Raw genomic sequence first — 15,506 nt, 5'->3', positions numbered from 1 at the left:
ATGCGAGAGTAGCTGGGCGCAAGAACTGCCGGGCTGAATTCCTCTCAATGCCGCGCCGCGTCTCATCATACGGATGAACCGGACGGTTCGGTCGTCGCCGACTTCGTCCGATATCGCCAGGTCGCATACGACAAACCTTGCACCAAAACAGTTTTCACGCACAAGTGCGAATGCGAAACCATTGAGTTCGCTATTCGATAACCGTTCATCTGGCCGGTCACGGCCCGCCATACAGCGGGCCGCGAACCGTCCAGCAAACGTCTTCGGCCCGACGAAACGGTGATCAATCGACCATTCTTCGATGGACCGTACGGAATCCAGCGCTCGGTAGCGGACCGATGACGGACGCGATCCCCCTGCCTCACCCGGTTCGGCGGGTGAGGGCGGCGATGAATTCGGTTGGGGTGGCCCGTTATCCGCGGGTCAGCTTGCGGTGAGTGACGCGGTGCGGGCGCGCCGCTTCCGGACCCAGGCGCTCGATCTTGTTGGCCTCGTAGGCCTCGAAGTTGCCCTCGAACCAGAACCAGGAGGCCGGGTTGTCCTCGGTGCCCTCCCACGCCAGGATGTGGGTACAGGTGCGGTCGAGGAACCAGCGGTCGTGGGAGATGACCACCGAGCAGCCGGCGAAGTTCTCCAGCGCGTTCTCGAGCGAGCTCAGGGTCTCGACATCGAGGTCGTTGGTGGGCTCGTCGAGCAGGATCAGGTTGCCGCCCTGCTTGAGGGTCAGCGCCAGGTTCAGGCGGTTGCGCTCACCACCGGAGAGCACACCGGCCGGCTTCTGCTGATCCGGGCCCTTGAAGCCGAACGCCGAAACGTAAGCGCGGGAAGGCATTTCCTGATTGCCGACCTGGATGAAGTCCAGCCCGTCGGAGACCACCTGCCACACCGTCTTGTTCGGGTCGATGCCGGAGCGGCCCTGGTCGACGTAGCTCAGCTTGACCGTCTCGCCGACCCGCACCTCGCCGCTGTCCGGCTGCTCCAGACCGACGATGGTCTTGAACAGCGTCGACTTACCGACACCGTTCGGGCCGATGACGCCGACAATGCCGTTGCGCGGGAGGGTGAAGGACAGATCCTTGATCAGCTGCCGGTCGCCGAAACCCTTGTCCAGGTGGTCGACCTCGACGACCACATTGCCCAGGCGCGGACCGGCCGGGATCTGGATCTCCTCGAAGTCCAACTTGCGCATCTTCTCGGCCTCGGCGGCCATCTCCTCGTAGCGGCCCAGACGCGCCTTGTTCTTGGCCTGCCGCGCCTTGGCGCCGGAACGGACCCAGGCCAGCTCCTCCTTCAGGCGCTTCTGCAGCTTCTGGTCCTTCCTGCCTTGCACCTCGAGGCGCTCGGCCTTCTTCTCCAGGTAGGTGGAGTAGTTGCCCTCGTAGGGGAAGGTGCGGCCGCGGTCCAGCTCGAGGATCCACTGCGCCACATTGTCGAGGAAGTACCGGTCGTGGGTGACGGCCAGCACCGCGCCCGGGTAGGTGGCGAGGAATTGCTCCAGCCACAGCACCGACTCGGCGTCGAGGTGGTTGGTGGGCTCGTCGAGCAGCAGCAGGTCGGGCTTGCTCAGCAGCAGCTTGCACAGCGCGACGCGACGGCGCTCACCACCGGAGAGGTTGGTGACCGGCTCGTCCGGCGGCGGGCAGCGCAGCGCGTCCATGGCCTGCTCGAGCTGGGAGTCGACATCCCACGCGTCCGCGTGGTCGAGCTCCTCCTGGAGCTTGCCCATCTCCTCCATCAGCTCATCGGAGTAGTCGGTCGCCATGAGCTCGGCGATCTCGTTGAAGCGGTCCAGCTTCACCTTGATCTCGCCGAGGCCCTCCTCGACGTTGCCGCGCACGGTCTTCTCTTCGTTCAGCGGCGGCTCCTGCTGCAGGATGCCGACCGTCGCGCCCGGCGCGAGCCAGGCATCACCGTTGTTCGGCTGGTCCAGTCCCGCCATGATCTTCAGCACACTGGACTTACCCGCGCCGTTCGGGCCGACGACACCGATCTTGGCGCCGGGAAGGAAGTTCAAGGTCACATTGTCGAGCACGACCTTGTCGCCATGCGCCTTTCGCACCTTCACCATCTGGTAAATGAACTCAGCCATATCGGCAAGCCTAACTGTGTGTAGTAGCGGGTTCTCCGGCAGTGTCCGCATCCACGGACAGCCGCTCCACGGGTTCGGTCCGGTCGGTTCGACCGAAGGTTTTGCGCACCACCGGGGCGGTGCAACGACCCAGGTCGGGGCCCAACGCCAGGGCCCGCATCTCGAGGTCGGTGCGCTCCGCGCCATCTCGGGTGGTGTACTCGTTCGAGCGCAGCTGCCCGTACGCGATGATCGGATCACCTCGCTGCAGTGACGCCTCGACTCCTTCGATGATCCCCCGTCGCCAACAGTTTACGGTGAGGTACAGAGTGCCACCGTCCACCCAGTCCCCCGCGCCCTGATCGTAGCGGCGGGCAGTGCTGGCCAACCGGAAACTCAACAGCTGTTCACCGTTCTGCAGCGCGCGCCGCACCGGATGGGTGACGATCCGGCCGATCACCGCGGTGTTCGCCTCGTACATTGCACTCCCCCTTGTCGATTCGAGCCTGTGCCTGCCGTCGACCTCAAGGTTCCCGCGCGGGCGCGGGCAGCGACAGGCCCGAATCGGCGAGTGTGGACAACTCGCGGGGTGTGGATAGGTTCGCAGCGCGCTACAGCGTCGCCAGGTCGGTATTGGCCCCGCACAACACGATTACCGGCCGCTCCCCGGGCGCCGGCACGTACGCACCGCTCTGGATCGCCGCCACCGCCGTCGCACCGGCCGGCTCCACCACGATGCGGAACTCGCGCCACAGATACTCGCGCGCCATCACGATGGCATCGTCGCTGACCAGGATGGACCGCACCGCGTAGCGCTGCGCTACCTCCATGGCGATGTCGCCGATCCGGTTCGCGCCCAGGGAATCCGAGGCCACGCTGGAGACCTCGACATCCACCGGGTGCCCGGCCGCCAGCGCCGAGTGCAAGGTCGGCGCGCCCTGCGGCTCCACCCCGATCACCCGGCCGCGCAGCCCCAGCGCCGCCGCGACACCGGCCACCAGACCGCCGCCACCCACCGCGACCAGCACGGGCGGCCTGCCCCGCACCTGCTCCTCGATCTCGAGCCCGACCACACCCGCCCCCGCCACGATCTCGGGCAGATCGTAGGCGTGCAACTGCATGGCCCCTCGCTCGGCCGCGAGCTGGCGGGCGTACCGGTGCGCCTCGGCGTAAGTCGTTCCGTGCCACAGTACTTCGGCGCCATGCGACCACATGGCCGCCACCTTGGTGTGCGAGGCCGACTCGGGAACCACCACGGTGCACGACATTCCGCGCAACGCGCTGGCCAGCGCCGCCGCGATCCCGGCATTGCCGGCCGAGGCCAGCACCACGTGGGTCTGGTCACCGCGCGCCTGCAACAGCGCGTTGAGACAGCCGCGCACCTTGAAGGTGCCGCCGTGCTGGAGGTGTTCCAGCTTGAGGGTCACCGGGACCGGGCCGCGCGGGCCCAGGATGTCGGTATGGAAGACGGGGGTCTTGCGGGTGTGACCGCGCAGCAGGCGGCGGGCCTGCCGCACATCGGATCGGTAGAGCCGCTTGACTTTCCGGGTCGCCATGGCGACGTCGTTCACTTGCGCACCTCTCCGTCACGCCGGGCTAGCTCGGCGAACATGGCGTTGTACGCCGTCAGGTCCGCGTCGTCGTCGCGTTCGGCCTTGCGATCGAGCCGGTTCGCCAGGCGTTTGTCGCTGCGTGACCACTGGATGAGCAGCGCCAGCATCACCACCACCAGCGGTACTTCACCGCTGGCCCAGGCGAGGCTACCGCCGGTGTGCTGATCGGCGAGCAGATCATGGTTCCAGGACAGGCCCAGACCACGATAGAACCAGCCGCCCATCACGGTATCCATGCTCATCAGCGCGATGCCGAAGAAGGCGTGGAACGGCAGCGAACCGAACACCATGCCCAGCTTGGTGAGCGGCTCCACCGGGCGCGGCTTCGGATCGATGCCGATCACCACCCAGTAGAAGAGGTATCCGCTGAGAAGGAAGTGCACGTTCATCACCAGGTGCGCGCCGTGCGTGCCGACGAACTTGTCGAAGATGCCGCCCAGGTACAGCGCGTAGAAACCGGCCACGAAGAACACCGAGGCCACCACGGGCTGCGTCATGAAGCGCGACACCGGATTGTGCACGGCCGCCAGGATCCACTCGCGCGGTCCGGGCGGTGCGTCCCGACCGGCCGGTTGAATCGCCCGTAGCGCCAGCAGCACCGGGCCGCCCAGCGCGAACAGGATCGGGGCCAGCATGGACAGCATCATGTGCTGGGCCATGTGCACGCTGAACATGGCCGGTGCGTAGCGGCCGACACCGGAACTGGTGGCGATCAGCAGGGTGGCGCAACCCACGAGCCAGGCAATGGTCCGGCCGACCGGCCAGGAGTCGCCACGCTTGCGCAGCCGCAGCACGCCCAGCACGTAGACCACGGCCAATACGAGCGCGAGGGTCCCGAAGACGAGGTCGAAACGCCAGTCGAACAGCAGCCGCTCGATATTCGGCGGGCCGGCCAGGTTGTAGCCGATCTCCACCTCGGTCGGCGTGGGCACCGTGCGCAGGTCCGGCGGCGGGGTGCGGCCCAGGCCCACGGCCAGGCCGACGGTGGCCGCGAAGATCAGCGCCTCGACGCCCGCGAAACGAATGAGCGCGCCGCGATCCTGCGGATCCTTCTCCAGATCCGGGATGGCGCGCTGCCGCTGCAGGAACCCCACGACGCCGAGCAGGATCAGCGCGGCGGCCTTGGCCAGCACCAGCTTGCCGTAGGTGGTGCTGAACAGATCCGACAGCGGCACCCGGACATAGGCGTTGATCACACCGCTGATCGCGATGACCACGAATGAGACGGTCGCCACTTTCGAGAACCGGCGCACGGCGAGCGCGGTGTATTTGCCGTCCCGCAGTGCGTAGGCCAGCACCGCGAACAGGCCGCCCACCCAGAAGCAGGCCGAAACCAGGTGCAGGATCAGGCTGTTGGTGGCCAGATCGTGCGCGCCGCCCGACGAGGAGTGCCCGGTCAGCGCGACCGGCAACAGCGACAGCACCGACAGCCACAGCAGCACCGGCGTCCAGCCCCAGCGCAGCGCCACCCGGCAGCCGATGGCCAGCACCACCACCATGAACACGGTGAATCGCCACGACCCGGCCACATCGACCCTGTCCGCGGCGCGCCACACCTCCTCCGGGCGCAATGAATCCTGCAGCGGTTGCCCGGTGGTGTCCGACAGGGTCAACGGCACCAGCAACGCCGCCGCGACCGCCCATGCCAGCGCCGCGTTCCCGGCGCGCCGCAGCGCCCGATACCCGCCCACGTCGAGCAGCCCACTGGTCTGCGGCGGCACGAAGAACGCGGCGAACAGCAGCGACCCGACGGTCAGCGCAGCCGAGAAATCCGCGACCGCCCGCACTGCCGGCAGCCCGTAGGTGGTCAGCGGTCCCGGATCCGGAATACCCAGCAGGGTCAGCGCCTGCGCCGCCGACAACGCCACGACCAGCGCCGCCACCAGCGCGGTCGCCGCGCCACCCAGTGCCGTGATCGCCGCGAACGTCACCCCCGAACCCGACCGATTCGGCGAAACATCCGATCCTGCGGGCGGGTCCTGCACTGACGACATGGGCCCAGCGTAGTTCGGAGCGCCCGTCCAGACTCCCCTGGGGTTTCCGGTCCTCCGGTCTGCACAACCGCCCCGACGCGCCGAACAGTTGCTACGCGACCCAGCTTTGCTGATCTGGACGCTCGCTATACTTAACGCGCTGGACACCGAGATCGATTTCGGTCAAGGTGTTTGGAGCCCGCATCACCGCCGATGCCCGCACTGCCTCCGTAGCTCAGTTGGATAGAGCAAGGGCCTTCTAATCCCTAGGTCGCAGGTTCGATTCCTGCCGGGGGCGCACAAGGGGTGACTGACCAGCGACAACGCTGGCAGTTACACCAGTACCCGCACCGGGGAACCCGCAAACCGGGACCCATCCCCCCACAAACTCCCCACTAACTCATTCGTCGCTGACCGCGCTGTGCAGCGCGGCGGCCGCGGCCGGATGCACTCGCCCGCGGGCCATGTAGCGGCGCTGAGTCATCGACGGGTCGGCGTGTCCGAGGACGTCGGCGGCGACGCGGGCGGACAGTCCGGCGTCGTCGAGGATCGTCGCGACTGCGCCGCGGAAGCTGTGCGCGGTGATGTCGTCGGGAATGCCGAGCGCCGCGCGCACCCGCTGCCATTGGTCCTGGACGTTGTCCGGGTCCCGCATCGTCCACCGTGTGGAGGGGAACACCAGGTCGTATTCGGGGGGCTCCGCTGGTCGGCGTGTCCGCTTACGTTCCTCGAGTAGCTGCTGGCGCTGGGTGAGCATGACGACCGCGAACTCCGGCAGCGCAATTCGGCCCTTGCGGTTCTTTGGGTCGGCCTCCTGCACCATCCGGGCGAGTCCTTGCCCCGCGACGCGTACGACCTTCCCACTCGTCCGCAACGTCTTGTCATCGAGATCGATGTCGGACCACAACAGGGCGAGTACTTGGCTGCGGCGGAGTCCGGTGGCTGCCAACAGTGTCACCCAATCGGCCAGATCGGTGCTGGCGCAGTAGTCGGCGACGGTGGGCGGGGTGTAGGCCTTGAGCGGTTTGGGTCGCTCGCGTTCCTGCTTGGTGAGTTTTCGCGGGCACGGAAGCGTCGAGATCCGGACGGCGGTGAGGATGAACCGCAGTTCGTCGACGGTGATGTCGCGGGCTCCGCCGGTGCGCCCCTTGGCTTCCAGGTTCTGGGGCAATTCCACCTCGCGCACCGGATTGACCTCCCGCGCGCCGCGGCGGACGGCGTAGCGGAACATGCCCGAAAGCACCGAGCGGGCGCTGGCCATGGATCCGGGGCCTTGCTCGGTGCCGACATCGGTCAGGAATTTCTCGACGGCGCCGGTGGTGACCTCCGCTACGGTCAGATCCCCGAATGCCTTGTTGAACATGACGGCGACGTCGTCATAGCGTTCGAGTGTTCTGGGTGCTCGTTGCAGGGCCACGAGGCGCTCCCGGTACTGCGTCCACAACTTGCGAACCCGCATACTGCCAGTGATCTCGCTGTCGTGGTCGACTTTGACGTCACGGGCGGCGGCCAGGACCGCGTCGGCTGCGCGAGAACCGTTGCGGTCCGGCACTTTCCGTCCTCGTGCATCCAGCCTTTCCGGGGACACCCGGGAGAGTTCGCGCCGTCGGCCGGCAGCGTCGCGGACCTTGACGCGGGCCTCGAAGTGTCCGGGTGCCAGCTCGGTCAACGTCACTTTGCCGGGCACTCCGATCGGTCGCGGTGGGCGTCCCCCGGGCACCTCTACAGCCCTTCGCGTCGGTCGACTTGCCCATCGATGGCAGCGTCCAGCTCGTCGAGATCCCAGAGCAGGTTCTTCCCCACTCGCCGCGGCATCGGCAACCACGGATGTTCGTCACGGTGCCGATTCCAGCGCCGCAGCACCTCCGGATGCCGGTGGATGTGAGCGGCCGCATCGTTGGTGGGTACCCAGCGGCGCATAGGCGTGCGCTCACTCTCATTGGTCGCCGTCACGGCTTCTTCCCTTCTCGAATCTCGTGGTCGACATGGCGCGCATCTGCGTGCGCTGGGGTCTGGGCCTCCGCATGGTGGATTTCGGGCAGATGGACGGGAGCTGGTCCCAGATGACGCCGTCGAGGCTCCGGCCGTTCTGCTTGGGGGTGCGTCCGCCCCATTGTTTGAAGAAGAACGGCACGCCGGCGGTGACGCAGTGATCTCGTAGTGCTCGCACCCACTCCGGAGAGACCGGGCGAGCACCAGGGCCGGACTCACCGCCGACGATCACCCACCCGATTCCGTCGCGCCGGCCGCGCAGTACCGCAGTGAGGTCGACGGGCCCGAGGAGCGGTTCGCAGGACAGGAACCGGACGGCGGCGGGTATGTCGAGCAGATGCCCGGCCCGGATGAGTGTGTCCTGGTTCTCGACCGAGACACCCATCCATAGGTTGGGTGGCCAGGGCAGTCGGTCGGCCAACCGGCGTGCTCGCAGGGAGCGTTTCGTGAGTATCTGGTAGGTGTGCTGGGGTGTCGAGGCGATCACCTCGAACACGTCGCGGATGAACGCTTCGGGCACGTGGGCGTGGAACAGGTCGGACATGGAGTTGACGAACACCAGCTTCGGTGAGCGCCAGCGGTGCGGGATGTCCAGTGCTGCAGGATGAATCGTGACCGCGAATCCGGGCCCGGAGGTACGGGGGTCACCGTCGATCTGATATTTCGGCGCGCCCATTGCCTTGAGCCGCTTGGCCATCGACAGCGCGTAGCAGTTGTCGCAGCCGCTGCTGACGCGGTCGCAGCCGGTGACCGGGTTCCAGGTTGTCTCGGTCCATTCGATACCGGTCATGACGCGGTTTCCTCACCGTTTGCCGGAGTCTGGATGAGTCGCAATCCCGACAGGGCGTCGCGGGTGGTGTCGCTGCCGCCGTAGCGTGCGACGACTCGCGCGACAGTGGAGTGATGGACACCGATTTCGTCTGCGATCTCGCGCGTGGAACGACCCGCGGCATGCAACGCAAGGATCCGCTCGTCGCGCGTGATCGGATCGTCGCTGTCGCGGGCTGTCGCAGGACTGTCGCCTGGTGTCGCGCCCGTCGCGTCTGGCTGTCGCGGCGTCGCATCCTGGTGTCGCGCAGGCAATTCCGGTCCGAGGACATCCCCAGCAAACGCGTCGGGGCCGTCATGGGGGCTTACCGCGTTGACGGGTGCGTCCGCGGCCGGTTCGCTTACCTCTGCGGCCGAAACTCTGCCGGGCGTTGGGTGTGTGGGACTCCCGACCACAACGGGAGGAGTGGGTGCGGTATCGCTGCCGGTGGCGGGGGAACTGGATTCGGAGAGCAGGGCGAAGCCGCAGGCGACCATCAATCCGTCCAGCACCAGGGGGCCGACGGCGGAGCCGACGGTGCCGTAGTCCCAGCTTTGCAGGACGTCGTGGACGTGGCCGTAGGAGATGAGCGCCGAGCCGGCGGCGACGGTGCCGACACCGCCGTAGCGGGCCAGCGACCATGCCAGGCCAACCTTCCACCGTACGCGCGAGAGCGCTTCGACGGCCAGCAACAGCGTGACAGGCCATACGGCGGAACCGATTTGCGGCCACACTCCCGGCGACCAGCCGTGTGGTTTCGATGCCGCGGGCAACCAAGTGTGCAGCCAGTTCATCACGATCGATAGCACCGATCCGAATATGAATCCGGCCCAGGCGACGATCTTGCCGCCGCGGTCTGTCGCATCGGTGTCGCGTGTGCGGCGGCTGTCGCGCGGCTGCTGCGACACGGTGTCGCGGCTGTCGCAGGCGGTGGTCATGATCGCCTCCTCACTCAACGTCGTGAGCGCCTCGCCCGGCCCTGGGCGGGGCGCGGATGGTGTGGTGTCGCGTCCGTGCTGGCTGGTTGCTGAGGATGCGACAGGGTCGACGCGGGGTGTGCCGTGGGGCGCAGCGGCATTGGTGCGCCCCACGATCGACCCGGCGTCGTTGCCGGTCACCTGCCACCGCCGTTCGCGCCGACCGCGGAGGTGTAGACGGCGGTGTAGAGGCGGGCCTTGTCGTTCTCCGGATCCGGGCCGGTGTAGGTGATCGACAGGGTGGCGCCGATGTCGAAACTGGTTGCGCCAGAGGCGTTCATCGCCTGCCCGATGGCCTGCTCCATGCGGCTGGTCGGATACAGATTGCGCGGCCCGTTGGGGGTCTCGATGGTGATGAACAACTGCTGGATGACGTTGCCGTGATCGTCGACGTCGACCTCGCCCGGGGCGCCGCCGTACTTCAGCTTCGGCTGCTCACCGATCCTGCTGATCCGCCCGTACACGGTGGTGCCCGGCGCGCTGTTCTTCCCGAACGCCGACGGGATCTTCGCGGCGGCGGCAGTGAAGCGCTGTCCGAAATTGGTGCTGGTCATGACGGTTCTCTCCTTTTGTGATCAATCAGGGATAAGTGGGGATTGCGAGGTCAGCGGCTGCGGGTGACCTGCCGCTGCTGTTGCGGGCCCGACCGGGGTTGCCGGTAGTGGCGGTCGAGGTAGGGCACCATCTCCAAGTCGGCGAAGCCGTGGCCGGCGTCGAGGTGGTCGGACAGGTCCTTGCCCGCGGCGGCTTGGAGCACGCGGACTTCTCCGACGTGGCCGTGGAGGGTTTCGGCGACCTTGGCGGCGTGGTGGTAGCCGGGGCGGTCGCGGTCGGCGACCACGATCACCCGCCCCGCCCCGTGCAACCATTTCGCGTGCTCGGGAGTCCAGCTGCCGGCGCCCATGGCATTGCAGGTGGCGACCTGCCCGGCGTCCATGGCGCGCCCGACGTCCTTCTCGCCCTCGACCACGTAGATCTCTCGACCGGCCTGCACGCCGTCGAGCAGTTCGGGCAGCCGGTACGGGATCGGCGCGAAACCTGTGGTTTCCCAGCTGGTTCCGGTCCAGTGCGCTTGTGTGAAGGATTTCTTCTCGCCGTGTTCGTGCGGGGTTTTGTGCCGCACGACCACGCCTTCCTCGCCGCCGTCGGCGCGGCGGTACAGGTAGCCGCACACATTTTCCGTCGGGCCGATCGCTTCGCCGAGATCGGGTTTGGACGGGATCGGCAGCCGCGAGTAGTCGATGGCCTTGTCCACCAACGACACTCGCTGCTGATGCGCTTGCTGGGCGCGCGATGGCGGGCGGCGTTGCCCGGGCTGATGCGGCTGGTGGGGGTTGCGTTCGGGTAGTCGGTCCCACATGTCTCGGACGCGGAGCCCGATCTTGTCGAGGACGTCTTTGTCGTCGCAGTGGGCGAAGCAGCGGACGATGGTTTTGCCCTGGGCGGGGTCGTAGCGGACCCCGAGAGAGGGGGTGTGGTGTTGCCCGTCGGCCTCGTGGACCGGGCACAGGAACAATGTCCAGCGTGCCCGGTCCCGGCCCGGACCCATGGTGGCGGTCAGGGCAGCGGTGATCAGCTGCCATGAACGCCCGTGAGCCGGATCGTGATCCATGACCGATCAGCGCTCCCGCTGGTTCCGGCCCCGCGGGCGCACCCGCTGCGGTTCGGTCAGCTCCTTGGCCTGATACAGGCTGCGCCGCTGCACCTCATCCAGCCCGCCGCCCCAACCCTGGGCGAGGTTGTGCTCGACGTTGTCGAGGAACCGGTCCATGGCGTCGGGTCGATCGCGGAAGTCGGTGTACGCATCCGCGAGGTAGCGCCACTGCTCGGCGTACGGGCCTGAGCTCCACCGGCCGTGGATCTCACGGACTTTGCTGAAGCTCTCCCCGACCTCGTTCTCGGTCACTCCGGCCTGATAGGTGCGTGCCTGCAGCGATGCCTGTTCCCGGAAGTCGCTGCGCATGGCTTCCTCGTGCTCGGCTTCGATGGCTCAGCGCTCCCGTCGGATCGGCTGCCGATGGGCGAGGGCCGCGATGGCGGCGCGTTCCTCATCGGCGATGTGGCGGGCCTGGGTCACGCTGCGTCGGCTGACGTCGCTGAGCCCGTAGTCCTCCCAGACGTTGCGGCTGACATCCAGGTCGCGGGCGAAGCGGGCCATCATTTCGGGGTGGTCGTGCCAGTCGGCGTGCGCGGCACGCAGGAACTCCCAGTCCTCGGCGTACGGTCCGGACTGCCACCGACGGTCGTAATCGACGATCCGGTCGGCGATCTCGTAGCGCTGGTCGTCGCTGACCTCGGGCTGCGCCATCCTCAACATCTGCGCCTGGCGGTCATGGAAGTCCGCGCGCATCGCTTCTTCGTGCTCGCTGTGCATGATCACCGCTCCCGCTGGATCGGCGGACGCGGCTTCTCCGGACCGAATCCATTGCCTCGTCCGTGGCGGTATGTCTGGTCGAAGTCGCCGCCCTGGCTGCGTCGCATCTGATCCGTCGCGTCCTGGATCTGCGTGTCCTCCGCCAGGGCTCGCCCGTGCGCGACGGCCTTGGCCTGCTCGGCTTGCCGTTCTGGGCTGCCGTACCGGTCGCGTTCGGGGGTCTGCTGCTTGAGCCGCTCGACCGCTTCGTCGCGTTCACCGCGGAATCGGTCACGCTCGGCGCCGACGGTCTCGAGCTGTTCGCGGGCCTCCCGCAACTCGCGGTTGGCGCGCAACTGGGTGTTCTTCAACGTGTCCAGTTCCGCGCGTACCGATTCCAGCTGCTGCTTGTGGGTGTCGCGGTCGGCGGTGACCGCGTCCAGGCCACGCTGCAACATCAACACCCGACGCTCCAGATCCTCCGAACCTCCACTGCTGGAAGACTTTTCTCGTGATCTGTCCTGCCCGGTGGTCTCCGGGGGCTGGTCGTGGACGGCGCGGGTGGTCTCGGCGCGCCAGGCGTTGACCTCGTCGGTGACGAACGCGTGGCTGCCCTCGGTGGTGAAGAACGGCTCACTGTGACCGCTTTCGGTCCCGGACAACCGCACCGCCTTCGGGGTGCCGAACTGGGCGATCTGCCCCTGCCGCATCGCGGCCCACGCAGCGGCCTCCCGCTCGTTCGGGTGCAACCCGACGTGGTTGTCCACCTTTTCGAGGTCACCGTTGAGGCTGGGGTAGCGGGCAACGATGGCGACCTCGGCGCGGGAGTTCGCGGTGGCGTTGTTGAACTCCCAGGTGATCTGCTCAGCCGACAGCCCGGCCTGCGCAGCAGCCCGGGCGGCCTGCTGTGCGGCAGCGTCCCGTTGCTGCGGGTGCGGCGCCCAGGGGCGGTCGACGGCCTGGCTGCGCCGGATCATCTGGGCGGCATCGGCCTGCGCCATCGAATACCCGCTGCCCAGTTGACGGTCCGGATGGGCCTGACCGTTCCCGTTGTGGGACTGTGTGATCGCGGGCCGGGAGTAGGCGGGGGTGCGGGCGATACCGGTGGCAGCGTGGGCGCGGGCGACCTGGGCGCGGTAGCGGAGCGCGTCCAGGCCGCGCACCTTGCGGGCGTGCTTGAACAGGTTGCCGAGCTTGAAGTCCGGGAACCGGGTGGCCGCAGCCATCCCATCGAGGGCCATACCCTGCTCGATGGGCGTCAGCATCTCCGATTCCAGGACCCGCGCCTCCAGGTCGCCGTGGTGGCGCGTCAGCGATTCCCGGTCACGCACCCGCTGTTCGGCGCTGGTGACCGGATCGATCGCGCGGGCATTGACCGCCGCACAGTGCTGGCGATAGTTGTCGATCGCGCCGGCAGTGGCCCCCAACTCGAGCGTGCGCAGCTGTTCGGCGGTGCGGGTCTGTTCGCGCACCAGCAGGTTGATGCCCTTCTTGATCTGGCGCTTCTCCCGCCAGCCCTTGGTGTGGGAGAGCCGGGCCAGCAGTTGCGCGATCTGGGCGGTGAAGCGTCCGGCTTCGCGGGTGATGTCATCCATTTCGGACATGAGGTGTGAATTCCTTTCGGTGGTAGCGGGTTTGGTCAGTTCAGGGAGGGTTCGAACGGTGTGACCGCGGCGATGGCCTGGTCGAGCAGTTGCTTGCACAGGTCCCACTGCTTGCGGGTGGCGGTGGTGGTCTTGCGCAGGTAGTGGACGGCGTCGCAGTAGGCATCGATGGCGAGGTCGTCGGGCAGGTCCTCGACCGGGCCGGTGAGGTCGTCGCTGTCGTGGGTGAGCGCTCGAAGATGCTCGGGAAGCCGCTGTTCGACCCTCAGCAGGTGGCGGCCCTTGTCGATGTCGGTTCCGGGTCCGAGGACCACGAGGGTCAGCAGCGCCAGCCAGAGCCCCGACAGCACGCCGTCGCTGTGATCGCGGTTGTGCTCGGGCTCGATCAGCTCCCGCTGCGCCGCGCGCCGCCAGCACACGGTCATGTCCGCGGTCGCGGCGGCGACGGTCGCCAGCGTGTGGATCAGATCTTCGGCAGGGTCGAGTTTGTCGGTCATGGGGTTGGTATTCCTTTCCTTCACAAGGGTTTTCGGCTATCGCGTGCGTTCGATCGGGGGACGCTGCTGGCCGAGTTGCTGTTCGCGGCGCTCGGCGGCGGCGTCGGTGAGACTGATGCGGGACGCGGGCCCGTGGGCGTAGGTGATGCCCTTCTCGACGGTTTCCAGGTCGCGGTCCACCGCCCGCAACGCGGTGTGAGTGAGGATGACCGCCTCGCGCGGGTCGGTCGGGGCGCCGAGCTCGTCGACGCGCAGCGACTTCGGGGACTCCGCCAATTCCGCGTACTGGCCGCGGATTCTGGCGACGTCCGCCCGCAGCGCCTGCACTCGGTCGGCGAGCTGGCCGATCTCGTTGTAGAGGTCGCTGGGGATGGGCAGGATCGGTTCGTTGCGGTTCTTGAACATCGGGTTCCGTTCGGTGATAGGGGTTTTCGTCAGGACTGCGCGACGACGGTGGTGGTGTCGGCGGCGGGGCTGGGCACCTGGGTGGTGAGCTCGTCGAAGGCGTGCACCTCGCTGTAGGCGGCCTGCCAGCGCATGCGCTCCAGCAGGTTGAGGGCCTGCCCGGCGCTGGGGTTGTCGCGGCGGCGGTCGAATTCGGAGCGCATGGCTTGCAGCTGGTCGGTCCAGGTGTTGAGCGAGGCGTAGTCAAGGCCCCCGGTGACCGGGTCGGCGGTCCAGGCGTGGCGGACTTGGCGGCGGGCGTGCAGGATTTCGCAGATCAGCCCGGACAGAGACAGGTCGACCAACTCGCTGCGGGTGCCCGAGAGCAGGTCAGGGCGGAACTTGGAGCGCTTGTAGCTCTCGTTGCGTTCGCGCTGTTCGCGCTGTTGCTGGGCCTGGTGGTCGATCAGGCGTCGGGTCGCGGCGAGTTCGGTGCGCTCGGCTTCCGTCATCCGCGACCGGGTGATGGCTTCCGAGACGCGGGTGTCGAGATCGAAATCGTCGATGGCGATGATCGTGGCGACGGTCGCGATCCCGGCGACGACGCCGACGGCGATGCCAAGGCCGATCGCTCCGGAGGTGTTGATATGCAAGGTATTTCCTCTCCTTTGTGGTGAATTGCGGGGTCAGTGGATGCCGCGCTGCTGGGCGCGGGCGGCGCGGCGTTCGGTGAAGGTGGCCAGCGCCAGCGACGGGGAGGGGCGGCGTGCAGCGTTCCAGGCCAGGTAGGCGATCCAGCCCAGCCCGTAGACGACGACGGGGCCGCCGACGTCGGCGGGCTGTCCCCACGCCGCGGTGGTGGCCAGACCGACTACAACGAAGGAACCGGCCGCGCTCGCGCGCCAGATCTGGCCACGGGTATGGGGTTTCGCCGACGGGACCGGTGCCGGGGCGCCCGATTCCACGGGCGCGGCGGTCGCGGGCTGCTCCTGTGTGGGCAGGGGCGGGACCAGCCGCAGGATCGGTTTGGCCGGCGGGCGCTGGACGGTCTCGTCGGCGGGGTCGGTGTCGTAGGCGGTGGGGTCGGCAAGGTAGTCGGCGATCTCGTCGGCCAGCAGGTCGGCGTGGGCGGCGATCTCGTCGCGGTTGATGCCACTGCTGGGCTGCTCGCCGTCGTGGTCGTCGCCGTCGTGGTCGTCTTCGTGGTCGCGGAAGATGCGCATAGTTGTTGTGCTCC

17 protein-coding genes and 1 tRNA gene are annotated in these 15,506 nt (G+C 67.7%); 1 reads left to right on the top strand and 17 read right to left on the bottom strand.

Features of this window, described 5'->3' with window-relative positions; translation table 11 throughout:
- Positions 1 to 412 precede the first annotated feature (412 nt).
- The 4 genes from ettA to ACFXKA_RS04750 all read right to left on the bottom strand — a co-directional run bounded on the left by ettA (position 413) and on the right by ACFXKA_RS04750 (position 5,675).
- On the bottom strand, positions 413 to 2,089 hold the full coding sequence (ettA, locus tag ACFXKA_RS04765) for an energy-dependent translational throttle protein EttA (protein WP_379426104.1): 1,677 nt from the start codon (positions 2,087 to 2,089) through the stop codon (positions 413 to 415).
- 10 nt (positions 2,090 to 2,099) lie between these two features.
- Positions 2,100 to 2,549 carry a single-stranded DNA-binding protein gene (locus ACFXKA_RS04760; protein WP_354834641.1) on the bottom strand — a complete coding sequence of 150 codons (450 nt, stop codon included), beginning with the start codon at positions 2,547 to 2,549 and terminating at the stop codon, positions 2,100 to 2,102.
- Between the two features lie 130 nt (positions 2,550 to 2,679).
- Complete coding sequence (locus ACFXKA_RS04755; RefSeq protein ID WP_354835310.1) at positions 2,680 to 3,624, bottom strand: threonine/serine dehydratase; 945 nt, start codon at positions 3,622 to 3,624, stop codon at positions 2,680 to 2,682.
- Between the two features lie 11 nt (positions 3,625 to 3,635).
- Positions 3,636 to 5,675, bottom strand: a complete 2,040-nt coding sequence (locus ACFXKA_RS04750) for a cytochrome c oxidase assembly protein (RefSeq protein ID WP_379426103.1) — start codon at positions 5,673 to 5,675, stop codon at positions 3,636 to 3,638.
- Between the two features lie 203 nt (positions 5,676 to 5,878).
- Between ACFXKA_RS04750 and ACFXKA_RS04745 the strand changes: the two genes are divergently transcribed.
- Positions 5,879 to 5,952 (top strand) — tRNA-Arg (locus ACFXKA_RS04745).
- 102 nt (positions 5,953 to 6,054) lie between these two features.
- Here the strand turns inward: ACFXKA_RS04745 and xerC are convergent.
- From xerC to ACFXKA_RS04680, 13 genes are read right to left on the bottom strand one after another with little or no spacing between them, the layout of a single operon-like run.
- The gene (gene xerC / locus ACFXKA_RS04740; RefSeq protein ID WP_379426102.1) at positions 6,055 to 7,341 is read right to left on the bottom strand and encodes a tyrosine recombinase XerC; all 1,287 of its coding nucleotides are present in this window, start codon (positions 7,339 to 7,341) and stop codon (positions 6,055 to 6,057) included.
- Between the two features lie 35 nt (positions 7,342 to 7,376).
- A complete protein-coding gene (locus ACFXKA_RS04735; protein ID WP_379426100.1) occupies positions 7,377 to 7,607 on the bottom strand; it encodes a hypothetical protein in 231 nt (76 codons plus the stop codon).
- Positions 7,591 to 8,436, bottom strand: a complete 846-nt coding sequence (locus ACFXKA_RS04730) for a DUF5131 family protein (protein ID WP_379426098.1) — start codon at positions 8,434 to 8,436, stop codon at positions 7,591 to 7,593. Before ACFXKA_RS04730 ends, ACFXKA_RS04735 begins: the two co-directional genes overlap by 17 nt.
- The gene (locus ACFXKA_RS04725; RefSeq protein ID WP_379426097.1) at positions 8,433 to 9,572 is read right to left on the bottom strand and encodes a helix-turn-helix domain-containing protein; all 1,140 of its coding nucleotides are present in this window, start codon (positions 9,570 to 9,572) and stop codon (positions 8,433 to 8,435) included. The genes ACFXKA_RS04730 and ACFXKA_RS04725 overlap by 4 nt, the downstream gene beginning before the upstream one ends.
- The gene (locus ACFXKA_RS04720; RefSeq protein WP_379426095.1) at positions 9,569 to 9,985 is read right to left on the bottom strand and encodes a hypothetical protein; all 417 of its coding nucleotides are present in this window, start codon (positions 9,983 to 9,985) and stop codon (positions 9,569 to 9,571) included. The genes ACFXKA_RS04725 and ACFXKA_RS04720 overlap by 4 nt, the downstream gene beginning before the upstream one ends.
- 50 nt (positions 9,986 to 10,035) lie before the next feature.
- Positions 10,036 to 11,043, bottom strand: coding sequence for a toprim domain-containing protein (locus tag ACFXKA_RS04715; protein ID WP_379426094.1), 1,008 nt, complete (start codon positions 11,041 to 11,043; stop codon positions 10,036 to 10,038).
- Positions 11,044 to 11,049: 6 nt separating this feature from the next.
- Complete coding sequence (locus ACFXKA_RS04710; protein ID WP_379426092.1) at positions 11,050 to 11,394, bottom strand: hypothetical protein; 345 nt, start codon at positions 11,392 to 11,394, stop codon at positions 11,050 to 11,052.
- A gap of 27 nt (positions 11,395 to 11,421) precedes the next feature.
- Positions 11,422 to 11,805 carry a hypothetical protein gene (locus ACFXKA_RS04705; RefSeq protein WP_379426090.1) on the bottom strand — a complete coding sequence of 128 codons (384 nt, stop codon included), beginning with the start codon at positions 11,803 to 11,805 and terminating at the stop codon, positions 11,422 to 11,424.
- 2 nt (positions 11,806 to 11,807) lie between these two features.
- Positions 11,808 to 13,388 (bottom strand): hypothetical protein, encoded by a 1,581-nt coding sequence (locus ACFXKA_RS04700; RefSeq protein WP_379426089.1) that lies wholly within the window; start codon positions 13,386 to 13,388, stop codon positions 11,808 to 11,810.
- A 35-nt stretch (positions 13,389 to 13,423) separates the two neighbouring features.
- Positions 13,424 to 13,885: a hypothetical protein gene (locus ACFXKA_RS04695; protein ID WP_379426088.1), complete on the bottom strand. Its 462-nt coding sequence runs from the start codon at positions 13,883 to 13,885 to the stop codon at positions 13,424 to 13,426.
- Positions 13,886 to 13,921: 36 nt separating this feature from the next.
- Positions 13,922 to 14,290: a hypothetical protein gene (locus ACFXKA_RS04690; RefSeq protein WP_379426087.1), complete on the bottom strand. Its 369-nt coding sequence runs from the start codon at positions 14,288 to 14,290 to the stop codon at positions 13,922 to 13,924.
- Between the two features lie 29 nt (positions 14,291 to 14,319).
- Positions 14,320 to 14,922 (bottom strand): hypothetical protein, encoded by a 603-nt coding sequence (locus ACFXKA_RS04685; protein ID WP_379426086.1) that lies wholly within the window; start codon positions 14,920 to 14,922, stop codon positions 14,320 to 14,322.
- Between the two features lie 33 nt (positions 14,923 to 14,955).
- A complete protein-coding gene (locus ACFXKA_RS04680) occupies positions 14,956 to 15,492 on the bottom strand; it encodes a hypothetical protein (RefSeq protein ID WP_379426084.1) in 537 nt (178 codons plus the stop codon).
- Positions 15,493 to 15,506: the final 14 nt, after the last annotated feature.

The sequence above is a fragment of the Nocardia sp. NPDC059228 genome, from assembly GCF_042754245.1.
Classification (GTDB): Bacteria; Actinomycetota; Actinomycetes; order Mycobacteriales; family Mycobacteriaceae; genus Nocardia.
This window is presented reverse-complemented; position numbering and strand designations above follow the sequence as displayed.

Bases quoted from the DNA above. Each gene is read 5' to 3' on its own strand.
- ettA (WP_379426104.1), bottom strand. From the start codon at position 2,089: ATGGCTGAGTTCATTTACCAGATGGTGAAGGTGCGAAAGGCGCATGGC.
- ACFXKA_RS04760 (WP_354834641.1), bottom strand. From the start codon at position 2,549: ATGTACGAGGCGAACACCGCGGTGATCGGCCGGATCGTCACCCATCCG.
- ACFXKA_RS04755 (WP_354835310.1), bottom strand. From the start codon at position 3,624: ATGGCGACCCGGAAAGTCAAGCGGCTCTACCGATCCGATGTGCGGCAG.
- ACFXKA_RS04750 (WP_379426103.1), bottom strand. From the start codon at position 5,675: ATGTCGTCAGTGCAGGACCCGCCCGCAGGATCGGATGTTTCGCCGAAT.
- ACFXKA_RS04730 (WP_379426098.1), bottom strand. From the start codon at position 8,436: ATGACCGGTATCGAATGGACCGAGACAACCTGGAACCCGGTCACCGGC.
- ACFXKA_RS04720 (WP_379426095.1), bottom strand. From the start codon at position 9,985: ATGACCAGCACCAATTTCGGACAGCGCTTCACTGCCGCCGCCGCGAAG.
- ACFXKA_RS04715 (WP_379426094.1), bottom strand. From the start codon at position 11,043: ATGGATCACGATCCGGCTCACGGGCGTTCATGGCAGCTGATCACCGCT.
- ACFXKA_RS04710 (WP_379426092.1), bottom strand. From the start codon at position 11,394: ATGCGCAGCGACTTCCGGGAACAGGCATCGCTGCAGGCACGCACCTAT.
- ACFXKA_RS04705 (WP_379426090.1), bottom strand. From the start codon at position 11,805: ATGCACAGCGAGCACGAAGAAGCGATGCGCGCGGACTTCCATGACCGC.
- ACFXKA_RS04700 (WP_379426089.1), bottom strand. From the start codon at position 13,388: ATGTCCGAAATGGATGACATCACCCGCGAAGCCGGACGCTTCACCGCC.
- ACFXKA_RS04695 (WP_379426088.1), bottom strand. From the start codon at position 13,885: ATGACCGACAAACTCGACCCTGCCGAAGATCTGATCCACACGCTGGCG.
- ACFXKA_RS04690 (WP_379426087.1), bottom strand. From the start codon at position 14,290: ATGTTCAAGAACCGCAACGAACCGATCCTGCCCATCCCCAGCGACCTC.
- ACFXKA_RS04680 (WP_379426084.1), bottom strand. From the start codon at position 15,492: ATGCGCATCTTCCGCGACCACGAAGACGACCACGACGGCGACGACCAC.